Origin of the sequence: Acetobacterium sp. KB-1, assembly GCF_003260995.1 — a bacterium.
Taxonomy (GTDB): Bacteria; Bacillota; Clostridia; order Eubacteriales; family Eubacteriaceae; genus Acetobacterium; species Acetobacterium carbinolicum.
This window is the reverse complement of the sequence record NZ_CP030040.1, coordinates 2,551,155-2,565,303: the sequence shown is the minus strand read 5'-3', so window position 1 is coordinate 2,565,303 and position 14,149 is coordinate 2,551,155. Positions and strand designations below refer to the sequence as shown.

General features: G+C 45.1%; 16 protein-coding genes. 9 read left to right on the top strand and 7 right to left on the bottom strand.

Annotated features, from left to right (window positions below):
* The first annotated feature begins 1 nt into the window (after nt 1).
* From DOZ58_RS11830 to DOZ58_RS11820, 3 genes are all read left to right on the top strand, one after another.
* Entirely contained in the window at nt 2-1,702 is a 1,701-nt protein-coding gene (locus DOZ58_RS11830; protein ID WP_111888474.1) for an aldehyde ferredoxin oxidoreductase C-terminal domain-containing protein, read from the top strand.
* Entirely contained in the window at nt 1,699-1,908 is a 210-nt protein-coding gene (locus DOZ58_RS11825) for a hypothetical protein (RefSeq protein ID WP_111888473.1), read from the top strand. The genes DOZ58_RS11830 and DOZ58_RS11825 overlap by 4 nt, the downstream gene beginning before the upstream one ends.
* Before the next feature lie 92 nt (nt 1,909-2,000).
* Nucleotides 2,001-2,807, top strand: coding sequence for a methyltetrahydrofolate cobalamin methyltransferase (locus DOZ58_RS11820; protein WP_111888472.1), 807 nt, complete (start codon nt 2,001-2,003; stop codon nt 2,805-2,807).
* Between the two features lie 235 nt (nt 2,808-3,042).
* Here DOZ58_RS11820 and DOZ58_RS11815 read toward each other — a convergent pair whose 3' ends face one another.
* Together DOZ58_RS11815 and DOZ58_RS11810 are read right to left on the bottom strand one after the other, a co-directional pair.
* Nucleotides 3,043-3,537, bottom strand: coding sequence for a QueT transporter family protein (locus tag DOZ58_RS11815; protein WP_111888471.1), 495 nt, complete (start codon nt 3,535-3,537; stop codon nt 3,043-3,045).
* A 160-nt stretch (nt 3,538-3,697) separates the two neighbouring features.
* Nucleotides 3,698-5,059 carry a DUF2252 domain-containing protein gene (locus DOZ58_RS11810; protein ID WP_111888470.1) on the bottom strand — a complete coding sequence of 454 codons (1,362 nt, stop codon included), beginning with the start codon at nt 5,057-5,059 and terminating at the stop codon, nt 3,698-3,700.
* 136 nt (nt 5,060-5,195) lie between these two features.
* On the opposite strand from DOZ58_RS11810, the gene DOZ58_RS11805 reads away from it, so the two are divergent.
* The 4 genes from DOZ58_RS11805 to DOZ58_RS11790 are packed head-to-tail and all read left to right on the top strand — an operon-like array spanning nt 5,196 to nt 7,180.
* Nucleotides 5,196-6,203, top strand: coding sequence for a PLP-dependent cysteine synthase family protein (locus DOZ58_RS11805; RefSeq protein ID WP_111888469.1), 1,008 nt, complete (start codon nt 5,196-5,198; stop codon nt 6,201-6,203).
* A gap of 39 nt (nt 6,204-6,242) precedes the next feature.
* Nucleotides 6,243-6,713, top strand: coding sequence for a methylglyoxal synthase (locus DOZ58_RS11800; protein ID WP_242988488.1), 471 nt, complete (start codon nt 6,243-6,245; stop codon nt 6,711-6,713).
* A 12-nt stretch (nt 6,714-6,725) separates the two neighbouring features.
* Nucleotides 6,726-6,980 carry a TIGR03905 family TSCPD domain-containing protein gene (locus DOZ58_RS11795; RefSeq protein WP_111888467.1) on the top strand — a complete coding sequence of 85 codons (255 nt, stop codon included), beginning with the start codon at nt 6,726-6,728 and terminating at the stop codon, nt 6,978-6,980.
* The gene (locus DOZ58_RS11790) at nt 6,977-7,180 is read left to right on the top strand and encodes a YwbE family protein (protein WP_111888466.1); all 204 of its coding nucleotides are present in this window, start codon (nt 6,977-6,979) and stop codon (nt 7,178-7,180) included. Before DOZ58_RS11795 ends, DOZ58_RS11790 begins: the two co-directional genes overlap by 4 nt.
* A 53-nt stretch (nt 7,181-7,233) precedes the next feature.
* On the opposite strand, the gene DOZ58_RS11785 is transcribed toward DOZ58_RS11790, so the two are convergent.
* The 5 genes from DOZ58_RS11785 to DOZ58_RS11765 all read right to left on the bottom strand — a co-directional run bounded on the left by DOZ58_RS11785 (nt 7,234) and on the right by DOZ58_RS11765 (nt 11,021).
* Entirely contained in the window at nt 7,234-7,767 is a 534-nt protein-coding gene (locus DOZ58_RS11785; RefSeq protein WP_111888465.1) for a PH domain-containing protein, read from the bottom strand.
* Nucleotides 7,768-7,813: 46 nt separating this feature from the next.
* Nucleotides 7,814-8,305 carry a hypothetical protein gene (locus DOZ58_RS11780; protein ID WP_111888464.1) on the bottom strand — a complete coding sequence of 164 codons (492 nt, stop codon included), beginning with the start codon at nt 8,303-8,305 and terminating at the stop codon, nt 7,814-7,816.
* Nucleotides 8,306-8,938 carry a TVP38/TMEM64 family protein gene (locus tag DOZ58_RS11775; RefSeq protein WP_111888463.1) on the bottom strand — a complete coding sequence of 211 codons (633 nt, stop codon included), beginning with the start codon at nt 8,936-8,938 and terminating at the stop codon, nt 8,306-8,308. It lies immediately after the preceding gene.
* A gap of 170 nt (nt 8,939-9,108) precedes the next feature.
* Nucleotides 9,109-10,152 (bottom strand): glycerol-3-phosphate dehydrogenase, encoded by a 1,044-nt coding sequence (locus DOZ58_RS11770; RefSeq protein ID WP_111888462.1) that lies wholly within the window; start codon nt 10,150-10,152, stop codon nt 9,109-9,111.
* 23 nt (nt 10,153-10,175) lie between these two features.
* On the bottom strand, nt 10,176-11,021 hold the full coding sequence (locus tag DOZ58_RS11765; protein WP_111888461.1) for a MurR/RpiR family transcriptional regulator: 846 nt from the start codon (nt 11,019-11,021) through the stop codon (nt 10,176-10,178).
* 303 nt (nt 11,022-11,324) lie between these two features.
* On the opposite strand from DOZ58_RS11765, the gene DOZ58_RS11760 reads away from it, so the two are divergent.
* Both DOZ58_RS11760 and DOZ58_RS11755 read left to right on the top strand, forming a co-directional pair.
* Entirely contained in the window at nt 11,325-12,377 is a 1,053-nt protein-coding gene (locus tag DOZ58_RS11760; protein WP_111888460.1) for a galactitol-1-phosphate 5-dehydrogenase, read from the top strand.
* The gene (locus DOZ58_RS11755; RefSeq protein ID WP_111888459.1) at nt 12,377-13,882 is read left to right on the top strand and encodes a ribulokinase; all 1,506 of its coding nucleotides are present in this window, start codon (nt 12,377-12,379) and stop codon (nt 13,880-13,882) included. Before DOZ58_RS11760 ends, DOZ58_RS11755 begins: the two co-directional genes overlap by 1 nt.
* Nucleotides 13,883-14,149 lie beyond the last annotated feature (267 nt).

Sequence of the window (14,149 nt, the reverse complement as noted above, 5' to 3'; positions counted from 1 at the left end):
CATGTGGAAAACAATCCGAATTAACTCAAGCAATAATACCGTTAAAACTGAAAACTACAAAGATGCCTATTTGGGCTTGGGCGGGCGAAGTTTAATTGCACAATTTTTAATCGATGAGGTGAACCCGAGCTGTGATCCTCTGGGTGAAGAGGCTAAACTTATCTTTTGCACCGGTATGTTTGCCGGTAGTGGACTGGTTTGTGCCGATCGACTTTCGGTTGGGGCTAAAAGTCCGCTGACCAATGGCATAAAAGAATCAAATGTCGGGGGAAGTGTGGCTGGTGCGTTAGCCGGACACAATATCCGCGCGATTGTGATTGAAGATATTCCTAAAGAGGATGCGGCAATGCAGTTTGTTCTGATTCAATCAAGCGGAACGATCAGTCTGGAAGATGCGTCATCATATGAGGGGATGAACAATTATGAATTTGTGGAGCAGATGCAAAATAACTATGGTGAAAAGGTCTCGGTAATTTCCATTGGTCGGGCGGGAGAACGGCTGTACAAGAATTCTTCTTTGCAGGTAACTGAATTTGGCACCAATTATCCGTGTCGGGCGGCCGGCCGGGGTGGCTTGGGATCTGTTTTAGGTTCCAAACGGATTAAAGGTATCGTCATTCAAAAAGCTACTGAAAAAAATACGCTCGAATTTGCGGATCAAGAACAATTTAAAAAAATCAAAAAAGAACTCAATCAAGCGGTAATTGAATCGTCAAAAACAAGCCCTTTTTCTTTAGTGGGGACGGCTTCGACCATTGATTTAGTGGGCCCTGCAGGGATCATCCCGACACACAATTTCACGGGCACGATTTCTGAAAATATTGAGAATTTAAAATCGGATAAGTTCCTGGAATTTGTCAATAAGAATGGCAAGAACAAGCATCCCTGTCAAGCGGGGTGTTTGGTTAAATGTTCAAATATTGTCAATGACGATGATGGAAACTTTTTAACCGGTGGTTTTGAATATGAAACCATTGCGCTCTGTGGTCCAAATTGTGATATCTATGATTATGAAGCCATTGCAAAAATGGATCGGATGTGCGATGATATTGGCCTGGATACCATTGAAACAGGCGCAACCATCGCCTTGTGTATGGAAGCCGGAATCATCCCATGGGGCGATGCTATTGCAGCGTTGGAATTATATCAACAAATTTCTGATGGGACGGAGTTGGGGAATTTGCTTGGCCAGGGTACAGAGCAAGTGGGCCGGCATTTTAATAGCAAGCGAATCCCAATCTGCAAGAATCAGGCTCTGCCTGGTTACGATCCGCGCGGTTCAATTGGTACCGGTTATACTTATGCAACAACGGCGATGGGAGCGGATCATACCGCGGGAATAACCCTGGGTCCGGATGATCCAAGCGATGTCGATGGGGCGATTGCAACGTCCAACATCATGCAGCATATCTTTGCCATGGCAGACAGTATGACCTGTATGATGGCGATGGCAACCTTAGGTGGTCAACTTGATAAGGTGGCTGAGTTATATAATGCTCTATACGGGAAAAACTTAAGTCCCGACGACCTCTTTGCAGCTGCCGATACGACCTTGCGGTTAGAAAAGGAATTTAACAAACAGGCCGGCTGGAAACCAGAAGATAACGTCATGCCGGAATTTTTCAGAAATGAGGCATTACCGGCAACCGGCAGAAAATTCGATATTCCGGTTGAATTGCTAACAATGAAAGCAACAAAATGATCGTTTTTAATAATCAGGAATTTGATGCGATTAAAAATATAACACTTGCGCAATTTGTTGACCTAATGAAAGCGCAACGCGTAATCGAAAATACGGCCCTCCTTATCACTGTCAATAATGAGTTGATAACGCCTTCGGCTGTGCATACTAAAATGATTAATGATGGCGATGTTATTAAAACGCGCAATTTACCGATGGGTGGATAAGTATGAATAAATGAACGTGCTTAGAAATTCGAAGGTAAGCATAAACACTCGTAAGAGATACACATTTAATTAAAAAAAGAAAGGTAATTAATATGATTATTATTGGAGAGAAAATTAACGGTTCCATCCCGGCAGTGAAGGATGCCATTGAAAAACGGGATGCTGCATTTATTGCAGATCGTGCGATCAGACAGGCAAAAGCCGGTGCAGATTTCATCGATGTTTGTGCCAGTACAGCCCCGGAATACGAAATTGAAACCTTGAAATGGTTGATGGAAGTGGTGCAGGATGCGGTTGAGACACCCCTCTGTATCGATAGCCCCAACCCCCGGGTCATTGAAGCAGTATTTAAATATGCCAATAAACCGGGCATGCTCAATTCCATTTCCGAAGAAGGGGACAAGTGTGACGTCTTGCTTCCGCTGATGGCAGGAAACACGTGGGAAGTGGTGGGACTCACCTGTAATAATAACGGGATTCCCAATGATGTCAAAACAAAGGTGGATATCACAAAAAGCATGGTTGAAAAAGCAGCCAAATACGGCATCACACCGGATCGGATTCATATCGACCCCTGTGTGATGGCGTTATCGACGGCAAACAATTCGCTACTAAATTTTGTAGCTGAAATCAAAGCAATCAAGGAATTGTACCCCAACATCCATGTAACCGGAGCGATTAGCAACATTTCATTTGGTTTACCGGTGCGCGGACTGCTTAACAAAACCAGCATTGCATTTGCAATACAGGCCGGGATGGACTCGGTCGTAATGGATCCTTTAAACCGGGATATAATGGGAACCATCTTTGCAACCTACGCACTGCTCGGACAGGACAAACACTGCCGAAAATACAGTAAAGCCTATCGGGCCGGTCAAATTGGTCAAGTATCGAAATAACGTGTTTATCGGAAAACCCAACGGGATTGGGGGAGCATTGATTAAATGATTTGAGACTAAAAAGATAATCCAGTACCGACAATTGTTACATCATGTTGTCCGCATCGGAGCGGACACGGTATCACCTGTCCGATTCCGCGGCGAACAACAGATTAACAATTGGTCGGTACGGTAGTTTATCGACAACCTCAGACAGGCCCTTTGGGCCTGTCTTTTTATGAGTGTGCACAATTTTTTAGTTTTGGTGAAAAATAACGCGACGTTTATCCAAGGCAAAGTAGAGGACAGAGCCCAAGACCATACAGGAAATCACTTGCCCAAGACCGACCGTTGCCATCATCACCGGGATCGGTAAAGGGACGCCGTAACTGTATTTTAGAACAAAGGGTACGATGATCATATTGACCACAACCGGGGGGACGGTGACGAGAAGCGGATATTTATGATTTCTCAGCTGATAACTGAGACTCGCCGCAATGAGGGTTGCCAGGCTGCCAAAGACAATATCAATGACGGTAGCGCCGATTAAAAGATTACTAAGCAGACAGCCAAGGAAAAGGCCAGGTATGGCTGCCGGAGTAAAAACAGGCAGAATACAGAGCATTTCGGAGAGTCGAATTTGAATTTCGCCGCTGGCCAAACCCATTGAGTTGGACACAAAGGTCAGCACCACATACATGGCGGCAATAACCGCCGCCTGGGTAACAAAGAGAACACTGATTTTTCGCATAAAAAAAACTCCTTTAGTTTTGTTTTACGTGTGGAAGGTCACGAACACACGAAGAATGGCCGAGAAATAAATCTCGCTCGTTAACACTATAGCGGATATCTGAATAAAAAGCAAGAGAAAATGTCCGATTTCAGACATTTTCAAATGCCCAAGAGTGGCTTTAATTACGGGGTAGACTTTTTCGATAGGTTTCATAATCCCGATAAACTTGTTTGGAATAGTCGAAACACCAGTTAACGGCAGCGTGATCAAAACCATCGCCATCGCCTAAATACCCATTGATCCAGTTGGCAAAGGGGCTTTGCACATGTGCGCGAGCCAGCACGACGCCGCAATTAATGACATATTGCTTAAACGTCTCAAAATCAAGTTCAGACAGATCAACCGTGCCTTTCATATCGCGAAACTGACGGACGTAGAAATCCATCCCTTCAGCAGCAGAAAAATATCCAAGAAAGGGATCAGAGGCAGCCTGGAGAATTTGTTGATGGCTGACCACCCGATAGCCGTTGCCTAAACCATGCGTCATGGTATTAGGGGTGGTGAAATTTTTCTGGCTGTACTTAGTGATTGCGGAGTCGTTTGCCTGCTTGATCTGCAAAACGAGATGGCTTTCGTCTTCGCAGGTCAGCACCAGCAGGTAACAGCGGGTTCCGATACTGCCAACCCCGACGATCCGCCTGGCAATATCGGTTAAAACATGCTGGGACAAAAGTATTTCAATATCGGGACGAACGGTTTTTAAATACTGTCTGAAATAGGATTCCACTTCATCAATCAGTTTCGCATCTAAATGAGTCGTAATCGGCGGATTTTCGATAAAGGTACGGCGGCCAAAGGGATCGGTTTCGGTCATTTTTGAAATGACCTGGTTGGATGTTCTTTTTTTTGCTTTTTTAATGATTTTCTCAAATTCTTCCCGGGAGGAGTCGGAAAAACTCTTAAGAAAAAGTTCCTCATCGCCAAGGATAAAGTAGCGTTCAAGGGAGGTCATATCGGACATCAAGTCCAGACCTTTGCGGTAGAATGCTGCGGTTTGAAGTACGGCTTCTCTTGTATTTTTGGTGTCAAAGCCCAGTTCATGGGCACAGAGAATAATACTGGTGATCAGCCGTTTTAAATCCCATTCCCAGGGGCCTGGAGCTGCCTCGTCAAAGTCATTGAGATCAAAAATCAGGCGTCGCTCCGGAGAAGCGTAAAACCCGAAATTGCCAATATGGGCATCACCACAGATGGTCACATGAATGCCGGACTGAGTCTGACAGGATAAATCATGAGCCATTAACAGGGCGGTCCCCCGGAAAAAGGCAAAGGGTGAACCGGTCATTTTTTGGTGGCGAAGGGGAATCAGTTCAGGGATGCGAAAATAGTTTTGACTTTCAATGATGGCAACAGGGTCACGGTCGACTGGATGAAAAACAGATTGGGCCGAAAAAGGTACTTTTTCCCGAAGTGCCCGACCACTGTTTCGATTCATTTTCTTAGTGGGAATCTGTTGGTTCTTGGTTAAACCGACGATCATGCATTAACCTCCTGATAAAGATTGATTTATTTACTTTATTTTAGTATGATTATATCAATGCCAGAATAAAAAACAAGTAGGCAGAAAAATATAATTAAGATAGACGGCTGATTAAAAACATAAAAGGATAGACTAAATGGATAACGAAGAGAAGTTTCTTGCACTAGAAGAACTCATTGGGAAGACCCCCTTATTAAAAATTAATTTTCTATATAAGGGTCAAGCCCGGAGTGTTTATGCCAAAGCAGAGCATTATAATCTCACTGGCAGTATTAAAGATCGGGTGGCTTTGCACATCCTAAAAAAGGCTTATGAAAAGGGTGAAATCCATGAAGGGGAAACCATTGTTGAAGCCACCAGCGGCAACACGGGGATCGCGTTTACCGCCGTCGGGACCTGCTTAGGACACCCGGTGGTGATCTACATGCCAGATTGGATGAGTGATGAACGAAAAAATCTGATTCGGAGCTATGGTGGTGAAGTTCGGCTGGTTTCTAAAGAAGAAGGTGGCTTTTTAGGGAGTATTGCCCAATGCGGTGCTCTGGCTGCCAAAGGTAACGCCTTTCTGCCCTGCCAATTTTCCAATGAAGAAAATACCGAGGCTCAGTATGAACGGACGGCCCCGGAAATTGATGCTCAATTGTCAGCGTTTGGAGTAATCCCCCAGGCGTTGGTTGCCGGTGTCGGAACCGGGGGAACAGTGATGGGATTAGGCCGATATTTTAAAGATAAAAATCCAGCATTTAAGGCTTATCCTATGGAACCAGCAAGTTCGCCAACGCTATCAACGGGATATCGGGTGGGTAGACATCGCATTCAGGGAATCTCAGATGAATTTGTACCTGATCTGATAAAACTGGATGAATTGGACGATATTATAGCGGTCGAGGATGGCGATGCCATCATTATGGCCCAGCAGCTATCCAAAGAATTGGGTTTAGGGGTAGGGATCTCATCGGGTGCCAATTTTATCGCCGCCATCATTGCCCAGGATTTATTAGAAGATCCGAACGCGGTGGTCGTCACCGTCTTTGCTGATGATAACAAGAAATATTTAAGCACCGACTATGTTAAAGAAGAAAAAGTAAAATCGGAGTTTCGATCAAAAGATGTTAAGCTGCTGGATTTTGAAGTGAAAAAATAAGCGTTGCAAAAATAATAGTGAAAGTAGATGAGGGCTGAAATGGAATATGTTAATGTTACAATTGAAAAAACCAAGAAAATCGCTTTAATTGCCCATGATGGAAAAAAAGCCGAGTTATTGGACTGGGCTTGTCGCAACAAAGAAATATTACAGCGGCATCATTTGTGCGGAACGGGAACAACCGGAAGTCTTATTCAAGAGCAAACGGGATTGCCGGTACAGATTTTTAAAAGCGGCCCTTTCGGTGGTGATCAACAAATTGGGGCGCGCATTGTGGATGGTAAGATTGATATGCTGATCTTTATTTGGGATCCCCTGGAAGCCCAGCCCCACGACCCGGATATTAAGGCCTTGCTCAGGATTGCCACGGTTTATGATATCCCGGTGGCCAATAATCTGGCAACGGCTGATTTTATCATCCATTCCCGTTTTATGAATGAAGAGTATGTGCATCCGATAGAGGATCAGGTAAAAAAAATGAAAAATAGATTGGTAAGTGTATTAAAATAGAAAGAGGAAAAAATGACATTAAGTTATAAGCCCCAGGGCGTCTGTGTTCGCAACATTCAATTTGATTTAGCGGGTGATGTAGTCAGTAATCTGGTTTTTGAAGGCGGTTGTGATGGGAATTTAAAAGCTCTGGTTGTGCTGCTTGAGGGAAAATCGGCAGATGAAATCATCGCGATGTTTAAGGGGCAGACCTGTGGGAAAAAGCCTACCTCCTGTATGGATCAGCTGGCCATTGCCCTGGAAGAAACCCGAGAGGAAAAAGTATGAACGGACAGAAAAGAAGCGACGTTAAGGTTGGTGCATTAGTCGAGATTGTTTTAAAGGCTGATCAGCGCAGTGGTAAGTTGACTTCGGGCCGGGTTGGTAAACTGCTCACGAAAAGCCCTACCCATCCCCACGGGATCAAGGTGATGCTCACCGACGGTCAGGTCGGCCGGGTGGCTAAGATAGTAGAAGAGCCAAAATAAAAAAAGCGTGCCATCTGCAGAAGAGGCACGCTTTTTTAGATCAAGTTTTTATACTAAGGCTTTACAGGAATCAGCTTCTCACTAAAGTTTTTGACAAAATCATCGAATCGATCCGGTGCTAACAGCAAGATGCGATTGGGTGTTTCTACCAGGATGGCGGTATTGCCGTTGACAAAGACCGCGGCTTCGGTACCGTTTTGCAGCAGGAAGATGCCTTCCCGGTAAGCTCTAGTTTCGGTACCGACCACCTTTTTGGCAATGGTGTACTCGGTCTGATCCAGACTGACCATCTTAGCCGAAAGAATATCGGCTTCGGGATAGGTCTCGAAGGTAAAACCGGTGGGTAGTCGGAGCGACAGCTCATTATCCTTAACGGTGATGCCGGCAACCAGGGGAACCACAATAAAGATACCCAGGATAAAAATAAGCACAAGACTGCCGACGATCATTTCTTTAATGGCATTCCCCCGCAGCTCGGCATAGGTTTTATAGGTATAAATGGCTTTCCAGAGCAGCAGCCCGGCAATAGCCAGAAGCGCAAAAAAAAGCGGATTAATGGTGTGTAAAATAGAAACGAAATACATCATGTTGTATAAACCACGGTTCTGCCCAAGGGGGAACCGATACCCTTCGTTAAATTAATTTTGTCTTTTCATAATGAGAAAGTTCCAATCTGAGCTCAGAGGGGACTTTCTTTTTAATTACTCCGATTTGAACACTGTAATAATAGTAATTGTAGTATTCAATTATCGAAAAAGCATAAAGGATCAGGCCGAAAATGTTCATGGTCATAAAAAAGGTGTCAGGCTTTAAAATCAGCAGGTACAGCAGATAAAGCGGGTATAGGCAAAAGAAAGCCAAATCCAGTTTTTTAAGCACTGAAAAAAGCGGCATTATCCAGTCCATCGGGTCGCTGGGATTATCCACGAGCTGATAGCGATAATACCAGTATCCGGCGCTTTGAAGGATAATAAAGATCAGCACCCCGCCGGGGATCAGCAGGCGTAGATCGAGGGGTTGACCGGTGGAGTCGGTGAGCAGATACATCAGCATCCCGCAGACCAGGGCGGTGACGAGCTCGCTCATATATAAGCGGTTCAGTTCTTTTTTTGTTTTTTCGGTCATCTAAAGCTCCTTGTCAATTTTAGGCGGTGGGGGAAGTTCAGCCACGATTGTTTTACTGTGTTTTATAAAAGTGTCCAGACGCTTACGGTTAAAGTAAAGTACGGCAATCAGAACAGCATAGATGGCCACTGCAATAATAAACTGGGTGGGGCTGTCATCCATAATTCCAGCACCGATCATGGTATTGATAAAAACACTGGGGGTTCGAGCTAACAGGACGATCAGGATAAAGGTTTTCAACGGCATGGTTGATAGACCGGCGATAAAACAAAGCATGTCATCGGGAAAAAGCGGAAAGAGAAAAATCAGAAAAAGAACGGTGTTGAGTTTTGATTCTTTAATATGATCATATTTTTCAATCAGTTCCGGACTGACAAAGCGCACAACAAATGGCCGTCCAAATCGTTTGGCCAAAACAAAAACGATAATCGATCCGGTTATGGTACCGGCAGCACTGATCAGAAAGCCACCAATAGTGCCAAAGAGGGCGCCGCCAACCAAACCAATGGTTCCTCCGGGGATGGGAGCAATGATGATTTGGAGCAATTGCAACAGAAAAAACGCCAGCGGTGTCCAGATGCCAAATTGTAAAAGAAAGCTCTGCAAGGTGTCAAGTGTTGAAAAAATTTCCATTTCTTACCTCGATTTCTTTTAATCATTTTAGCATAAAACCGGCAGATCTACACCATATTTTGGGGATCTGCCGGAAGTAAAATAATTATTTAAGAAATCAACGAGCGGTAGAATTGGCGCGATACAAAGAATCAGACCAACCAATTATTGAGCATGGCATATCCTACGGTTTAATATTTCTCAGTCTCAAAATCAGCCCAGGGGATCGCCACCGCCGCGCCGTGATTGATGATGTCATCAACATGCATCAGCAGCGGAAAATCTTTGAGTTTAATGCTGCCCCGTTCGGCCAGACGCTGGACGTAGCGGGCCGTGCGGGTGGCAATAACGATCGATTCCAGGGTGACGCCTTCCAGTTCGGCGATGGCTTTTTTAAAAGAGATGCCCCGCCCCAGAAGCGTGCCGATTTTTCGGGTGCGCCCGCCAAAAATGGTGACGTATAGGTCGCCAGCACCATAGATAATATTTTCTTCGCCGCCGTTGACAATGGCAAGTAACTGTTTCATTTCTTTAATGCTTTGTCCAAAGAGTGCCGCCTGGGAATTATAGTGTTCTTTACCAGTGTCATCGGGACCAAGGGCCAGACCGATTGCCAGGGAAACCCCCAGGGCATAGGCGTTTTTAAGGGCTACTGCACATTCAACCCCGACCACATCGGTGGATAGACTGATGTGATAATAATCGGTTGAAAAGAGTTTTTTAAAGCGTCGTAGAATTTCCATATCGGTACCGCAAAAGGCTACGGCCGAGTGATCCTTGTCGGCCAGTTCATAGCTGGTGCAGGGGCCGCCGATGGCATTAATGGAAAGTTTCTTTCCCGCCGGCAGTTTGCTTAAAAAGTAATCGGGGTAGGTAATCATCGAACCATCCTCTAAATCAATCATTCCTTTGGTGACCGAAAGCAGCGGAACAGAGTCGGGGATCAGCGGCAGGATTGTTTCACAGAACCAGTCCACACCAAAACTGCTGACCCCACACAAAACGGCATTGGTGCCATCCAGCGCCAGCTCCACATCTTCGAGCTGATAATACTTGATTCCCTCTTTGGGTAACTGGCGTTTCAAGGTTGGATGAAAACCGGTTAGTTCAGCAGAATCAATAATGTCCCGATCCAGGTGAGTACCCACCAGGCGGACTTCATGGCCGTTTTCTGTGGCCGGAAAAGACAGGGCAGAAGCCATTTGTCCGGCTCCCACAAAGGTAATAATACTCATAATAAATCTCCTTTTCTAAAAGTTTAGGTTTTGTTCAGGCCAACGGCATCCCGGGAAGCGGAGAGGGCGTCGTAAAAGACCACTTCATTTCGCATAAAGGCACTCAGGTAGAGGATATCGATGATGGTTAGCTGGACTATCCGGGAGGCCATCGCTTCGGAATGGTATTTTTTGTCGTTGGTGGAGCTGGATAAAAAGATATCCGCCTGCTGGGCCAGGGTTGAATTTTCAAAACTCGACAGGGCGATGATCTTGGCCTGGTTTTTTTTGGCAATGGTAACGGTGCTTAACACCTCCAGGCTTTCACCGGTATGGGAGACGGCAAATAAGACGTCATCAATGGTGGCATGGGAGGCAATAATATTCATAAAATGGGGGTCGGGATAACTGCAGACATTGAGCCCAATTTTTACAAACTTATGCATCGCATCCATGGCAATGGAGGCCGAGGCACCAACACCGAAAAAAAGTATCCGTTTAGCGGCCAGCAAGATGTTTAGGGCTTCTTCAATGACCTCATTTTTTAGGGAATGTTCCAGATCATTGATGGCAGTGATGGTATGGCCGATGACTTTTTTCTTGATCGTATTGACGTCATCATCCCCAAGAATCTCCTCAATGATGCTTTCGGAAGGCGTGTCTGAAAACTCTTTAGCCAGATTAATCCGAAAAATTTGATAGGAACTGTAGTTAAGCTTTTTTAGCAGTCGCATGACCGTGGTTTCGCTGGTATGACATTTTTTAGCCAGCTCGGTGATGGAAAGCAGCGAAACCGTATCGGGATGATCTAGGATGTAATTGGCAATCACTTTTTGGGTGCTTGAGAATAGGTTATACTTTGTGCGTATTTCAGTTAACAATGATGGCAACGAGAGAGCCTCCGTTCTTTTTTCTTATTATACGTTAAAAAAAACACTTTGACAATTACCGGAGACTTAAAAAAGTTAATAATTGACGCCAATCATATTGACAGCGTTGGTTTATGGTGTTAGAATGAGTTTAAATCCAACGGTAGTAGAAATTTGATAGTAAATTTCAAACGGTATGCGTTTTTTTATGGGTAGTTCGAAAAGCTGCCAATATTTTTTAGACGCAAAGAAAAGGGTTACATTGCTTAAAAAAGCGATTTAAAGCCATTTTTAAATTCACACCAACGTTTTAAGGAGGAAAGAATGAAAGCTGTATCTATGTATAAACCAGGCGACTTGCGGGTGGAAGAGGTTCCCCTGCCGATTGTTTTGTCGGATGAGGTAATGGTAAAGGTTCGGGCCGTCGGTCTGTGTGGATCTGATATTCCCCGGGTACTGACCTATGGCGCCCATGTTTCGCCGATTATCATCGGTCACGAATTTTCGGGAGAAATCACCGCGCTGGGTGCGGATATTAAAAACTTCAAGGTTGGCGATCGGGTGGTGGTTCCGCCACTCATTCCTTGTTTTGAATGCGAATGGTGCCAGAAAGGCATTTACTCACTCTGCGAACACTATGACTATTATGGGTCCCGCCGCAATGGTGCCCTGGCAGAGTATGTAGCGGTAAAAGAAGGCAACCTGTTAAAAGTGCCTGATCATGTTTCCTATGAAGATGCGGCAACGATTGATCCATGTGCCAACGCTTATCACGGTTTGGCTCGGGCTAATTTTTTACCAGGCGATTCGGTTTGTGTGGTAGGCACTGGACCGATTGGTTTATTTGCTGCTCAATATGCCAAACTGGCTGGGGCATCGCAGGTGATTGCAGTGGATGTCTGGGATGAAAAATTGGAGATTGCCAAAAAAGTCGGTGCCGATGTTACCATCAACTCCCTAAAAGAAGATGCCGTAGCGGCGGTTATGGAAGCCACCGCTGGAAAAGGCGCCAATATCGTCATTGATTTTTCGGGCGCACCCGCGGCTCAAAAACAATGTATTCTAATGGCCAGCAAAATGGGCCGGGTTGTTTATCTGGGGATTTCCCACAAAGGACTGGATCTCAGTGAAAAAGAACTGGATACCTTAATGCGAAGCCAGTTGAGTCTGATCGGTTCCTGGAATTCGTTTACCAAACCCTATCCCGGGGAAGACTGGACCGAATCCTTAAAAATGTTTGCTGAAAAAGGCATGACCGCTAAAGACATTATCAGTCATCGTTTACCGCTTGATGAAGTGCCCAACGTTTTTGCTGAAATAGCCAAAGGTGGTTATTTCTACAATAAAATAATGTTTTATCCATGGGGGGAGAATTAATGAACACAGAAAAGTATTTTATGGGTGTTGACACCGGAACACAAAGTGTCAGAGTGATTGTAACAGATATTAAAGGGGCGGTAATGGCTGGAGATGAACAGGTTTATGAAACCTTTTATCCTCAGGCTGGCTGGGCCGAACAGAAACCGGCCGACTGGTGGAATTGTTTTAATGTAGCGGTTAAAAATGTGATGTCGTCACTGACAAAAGAAGTACGCCATAACATCCAAGCGGTCAGTGTCTGCTCTACCTCATCAACGGTCATTCCGATTGATGACAAAGGCAACCCATTAGCCGATGCGATCATGTGGATGGATACCCGGGCCAAGAAAGAAATGAAAATCATCAATGACACCAAACACCCTGTTTTAGAATACTCCGGTGGAGAAGATTCAGTAGAATGGATGCTTCCCAAGGTGCTGTGGATTAAAAACAATCAAAAAGAAATCTATTCTAAAAGCTATAAAATTATTGAACAGTTGGACTGGATGAACTACCAGTTATGCGGGGTTTATGCCACCTCGATTTGTAATTCAACCTGCAAATGGAATTATATTAAGTGTGAAGGCGGTTGGAACGGCGAATTCTTTGAACAGATTGGTTTGGAAGACTATGCCGAAAAACTGGTTCTGGATGTGAAACAAGTGGGTGATTTTGTGGGCATCATCAACCGCGAATTTGCTGATCATTACGACATCAACCCGGAAATGAAGGTTGTTCAGGGCGGGATTGACGCTCATATCGGGATGCTTGGTTTAGGTGTTGCCAAAGAAGGCAAGCTGGCCATGATCATGGGGACCAGTTTTGTCCAACTGGCCTTTTCCGAAAAGAAACTGAATCTGAACGGAATTTGGGGTCCTTACAACAATGCCATCGTTCCCGACCAGTGGTTATTAGAAGGTGGCCAAATTTCGGCCGGTTCGATTATTAAATGGTTTATGCGGGAATTTGATATGAGTTCCCATGAAAACCCCTATGCCTATATGAATGAATTGGTAGCCAAAATTCCTGCCGGCTCGGAAGGTCTGGTAGCTCTTGACTTCTTCCAGGGAAATCGGACTCCCTACAAAGATGCCAATGCCAAAGGGGTGATTTACGGCTTAACCCTGAGTCATACCAAAGCGCATATTTATCGGGCCCTGCTAGAATCCGTAGCCCTTGGGACTAAAAATATCATCGATAACTTTGAAGCTCAGGGTTGTCCCATCAACATCATTGTAGGCTGCGGTGGGGTCACCAAAGATGCCACCTGGATGCAGATCATCGCTGATGTCACTGGCAAGCCAATTGTTGTCACCGAAGACGCCAGTGCCAGTGTTCTGGGCTGCGCCATTGTCGCGGCAGTCGGTTCCGGCACTTATGCATCCTTTGATGCGGCAACGAAAGGCATGGTCAGAGAAGCGTATTCGGTACAGCCCAACAAAGACCTGTACGCAACCTATCAGGGTGTCTTTGATACCTATACCGAAATCTATGAAAAGCTCAAAGACACCATGGCCAAATGAGTGGTTGGATTAGTTTAGCATGATAACGTAGTACCGACAATTGTTACATCATGTTGTACGCATCAGAGCGGACATGGCATCGCCTGTCTGATTCTGCGCGCAGGCAACGAGCCAATCACAAGCTTGCTTGTAGTTGGCGACTGCCCGCGACCAATGCGAAAGGAGCAAAGCGGATTTCGCATGGCGCAGCGAACAACAGATTAACAATTGGTCGGTACGGTAAACTAAGATGAAGCACATCATTGATTTACGAGAATTAGGAGAATG

Excerpts from the sequence above, each read along its gene's own strand:
- DOZ58_RS11830 (WP_111888474.1), top strand. The coding sequence starts at position 2 with ATGTGGAAAACAATCCGAATTAACTCAAGCAATAATACCGTTAAAACT.
- DOZ58_RS11770 (WP_111888462.1), bottom strand. The coding sequence starts at position 10,152 with ATGAGTATTATTACCTTTGTGGGAGCCGGACAAATGGCTTCTGCCCTG.
- DOZ58_RS11815 (WP_111888471.1), bottom strand. The coding sequence starts at position 3,537 with ATGCGAAAAATCAGTGTTCTCTTTGTTACCCAGGCGGCGGTTATTGCC.
- DOZ58_RS11805 (WP_111888469.1), top strand. The coding sequence starts at position 5,196 with ATGGATAACGAAGAGAAGTTTCTTGCACTAGAAGAACTCATTGGGAAG.
- DOZ58_RS11785 (WP_111888465.1), bottom strand. The coding sequence starts at position 7,767 with ATGATGTATTTCGTTTCTATTTTACACACCATTAATCCGCTTTTTTTT.
- DOZ58_RS11760 (WP_111888460.1), top strand. The coding sequence starts at position 11,325 with ATGAAAGCTGTATCTATGTATAAACCAGGCGACTTGCGGGTGGAAGAG.
- DOZ58_RS11775 (WP_111888463.1), bottom strand. The coding sequence starts at position 8,938 with ATGGAAATTTTTTCAACACTTGACACCTTGCAGAGCTTTCTTTTACAA.
- DOZ58_RS11810 (WP_111888470.1), bottom strand. The coding sequence starts at position 5,059 with ATGATCGTCGGTTTAACCAAGAACCAACAGATTCCCACTAAGAAAATG.
- DOZ58_RS11800 (WP_242988488.1), top strand. The coding sequence starts at position 6,243 with ATGGAATATGTTAATGTTACAATTGAAAAAACCAAGAAAATCGCTTTA.
- DOZ58_RS11780 (WP_111888464.1), bottom strand. The coding sequence starts at position 8,305 with ATGACCGAAAAAACAAAAAAAGAACTGAACCGCTTATATATGAGCGAG.
- DOZ58_RS11790 (WP_111888466.1), top strand. The coding sequence starts at position 6,977 with ATGAACGGACAGAAAAGAAGCGACGTTAAGGTTGGTGCATTAGTCGAG.
- DOZ58_RS11820 (WP_111888472.1), top strand. The coding sequence starts at position 2,001 with ATGATTATTATTGGAGAGAAAATTAACGGTTCCATCCCGGCAGTGAAG.
- DOZ58_RS11795 (WP_111888467.1), top strand. The coding sequence starts at position 6,726 with ATGACATTAAGTTATAAGCCCCAGGGCGTCTGTGTTCGCAACATTCAA.
- DOZ58_RS11825 (WP_111888473.1), top strand. The coding sequence starts at position 1,699 with ATGATCGTTTTTAATAATCAGGAATTTGATGCGATTAAAAATATAACA.
- DOZ58_RS11755 (WP_111888459.1), top strand. The coding sequence starts at position 12,377 with ATGAACACAGAAAAGTATTTTATGGGTGTTGACACCGGAACACAAAGT.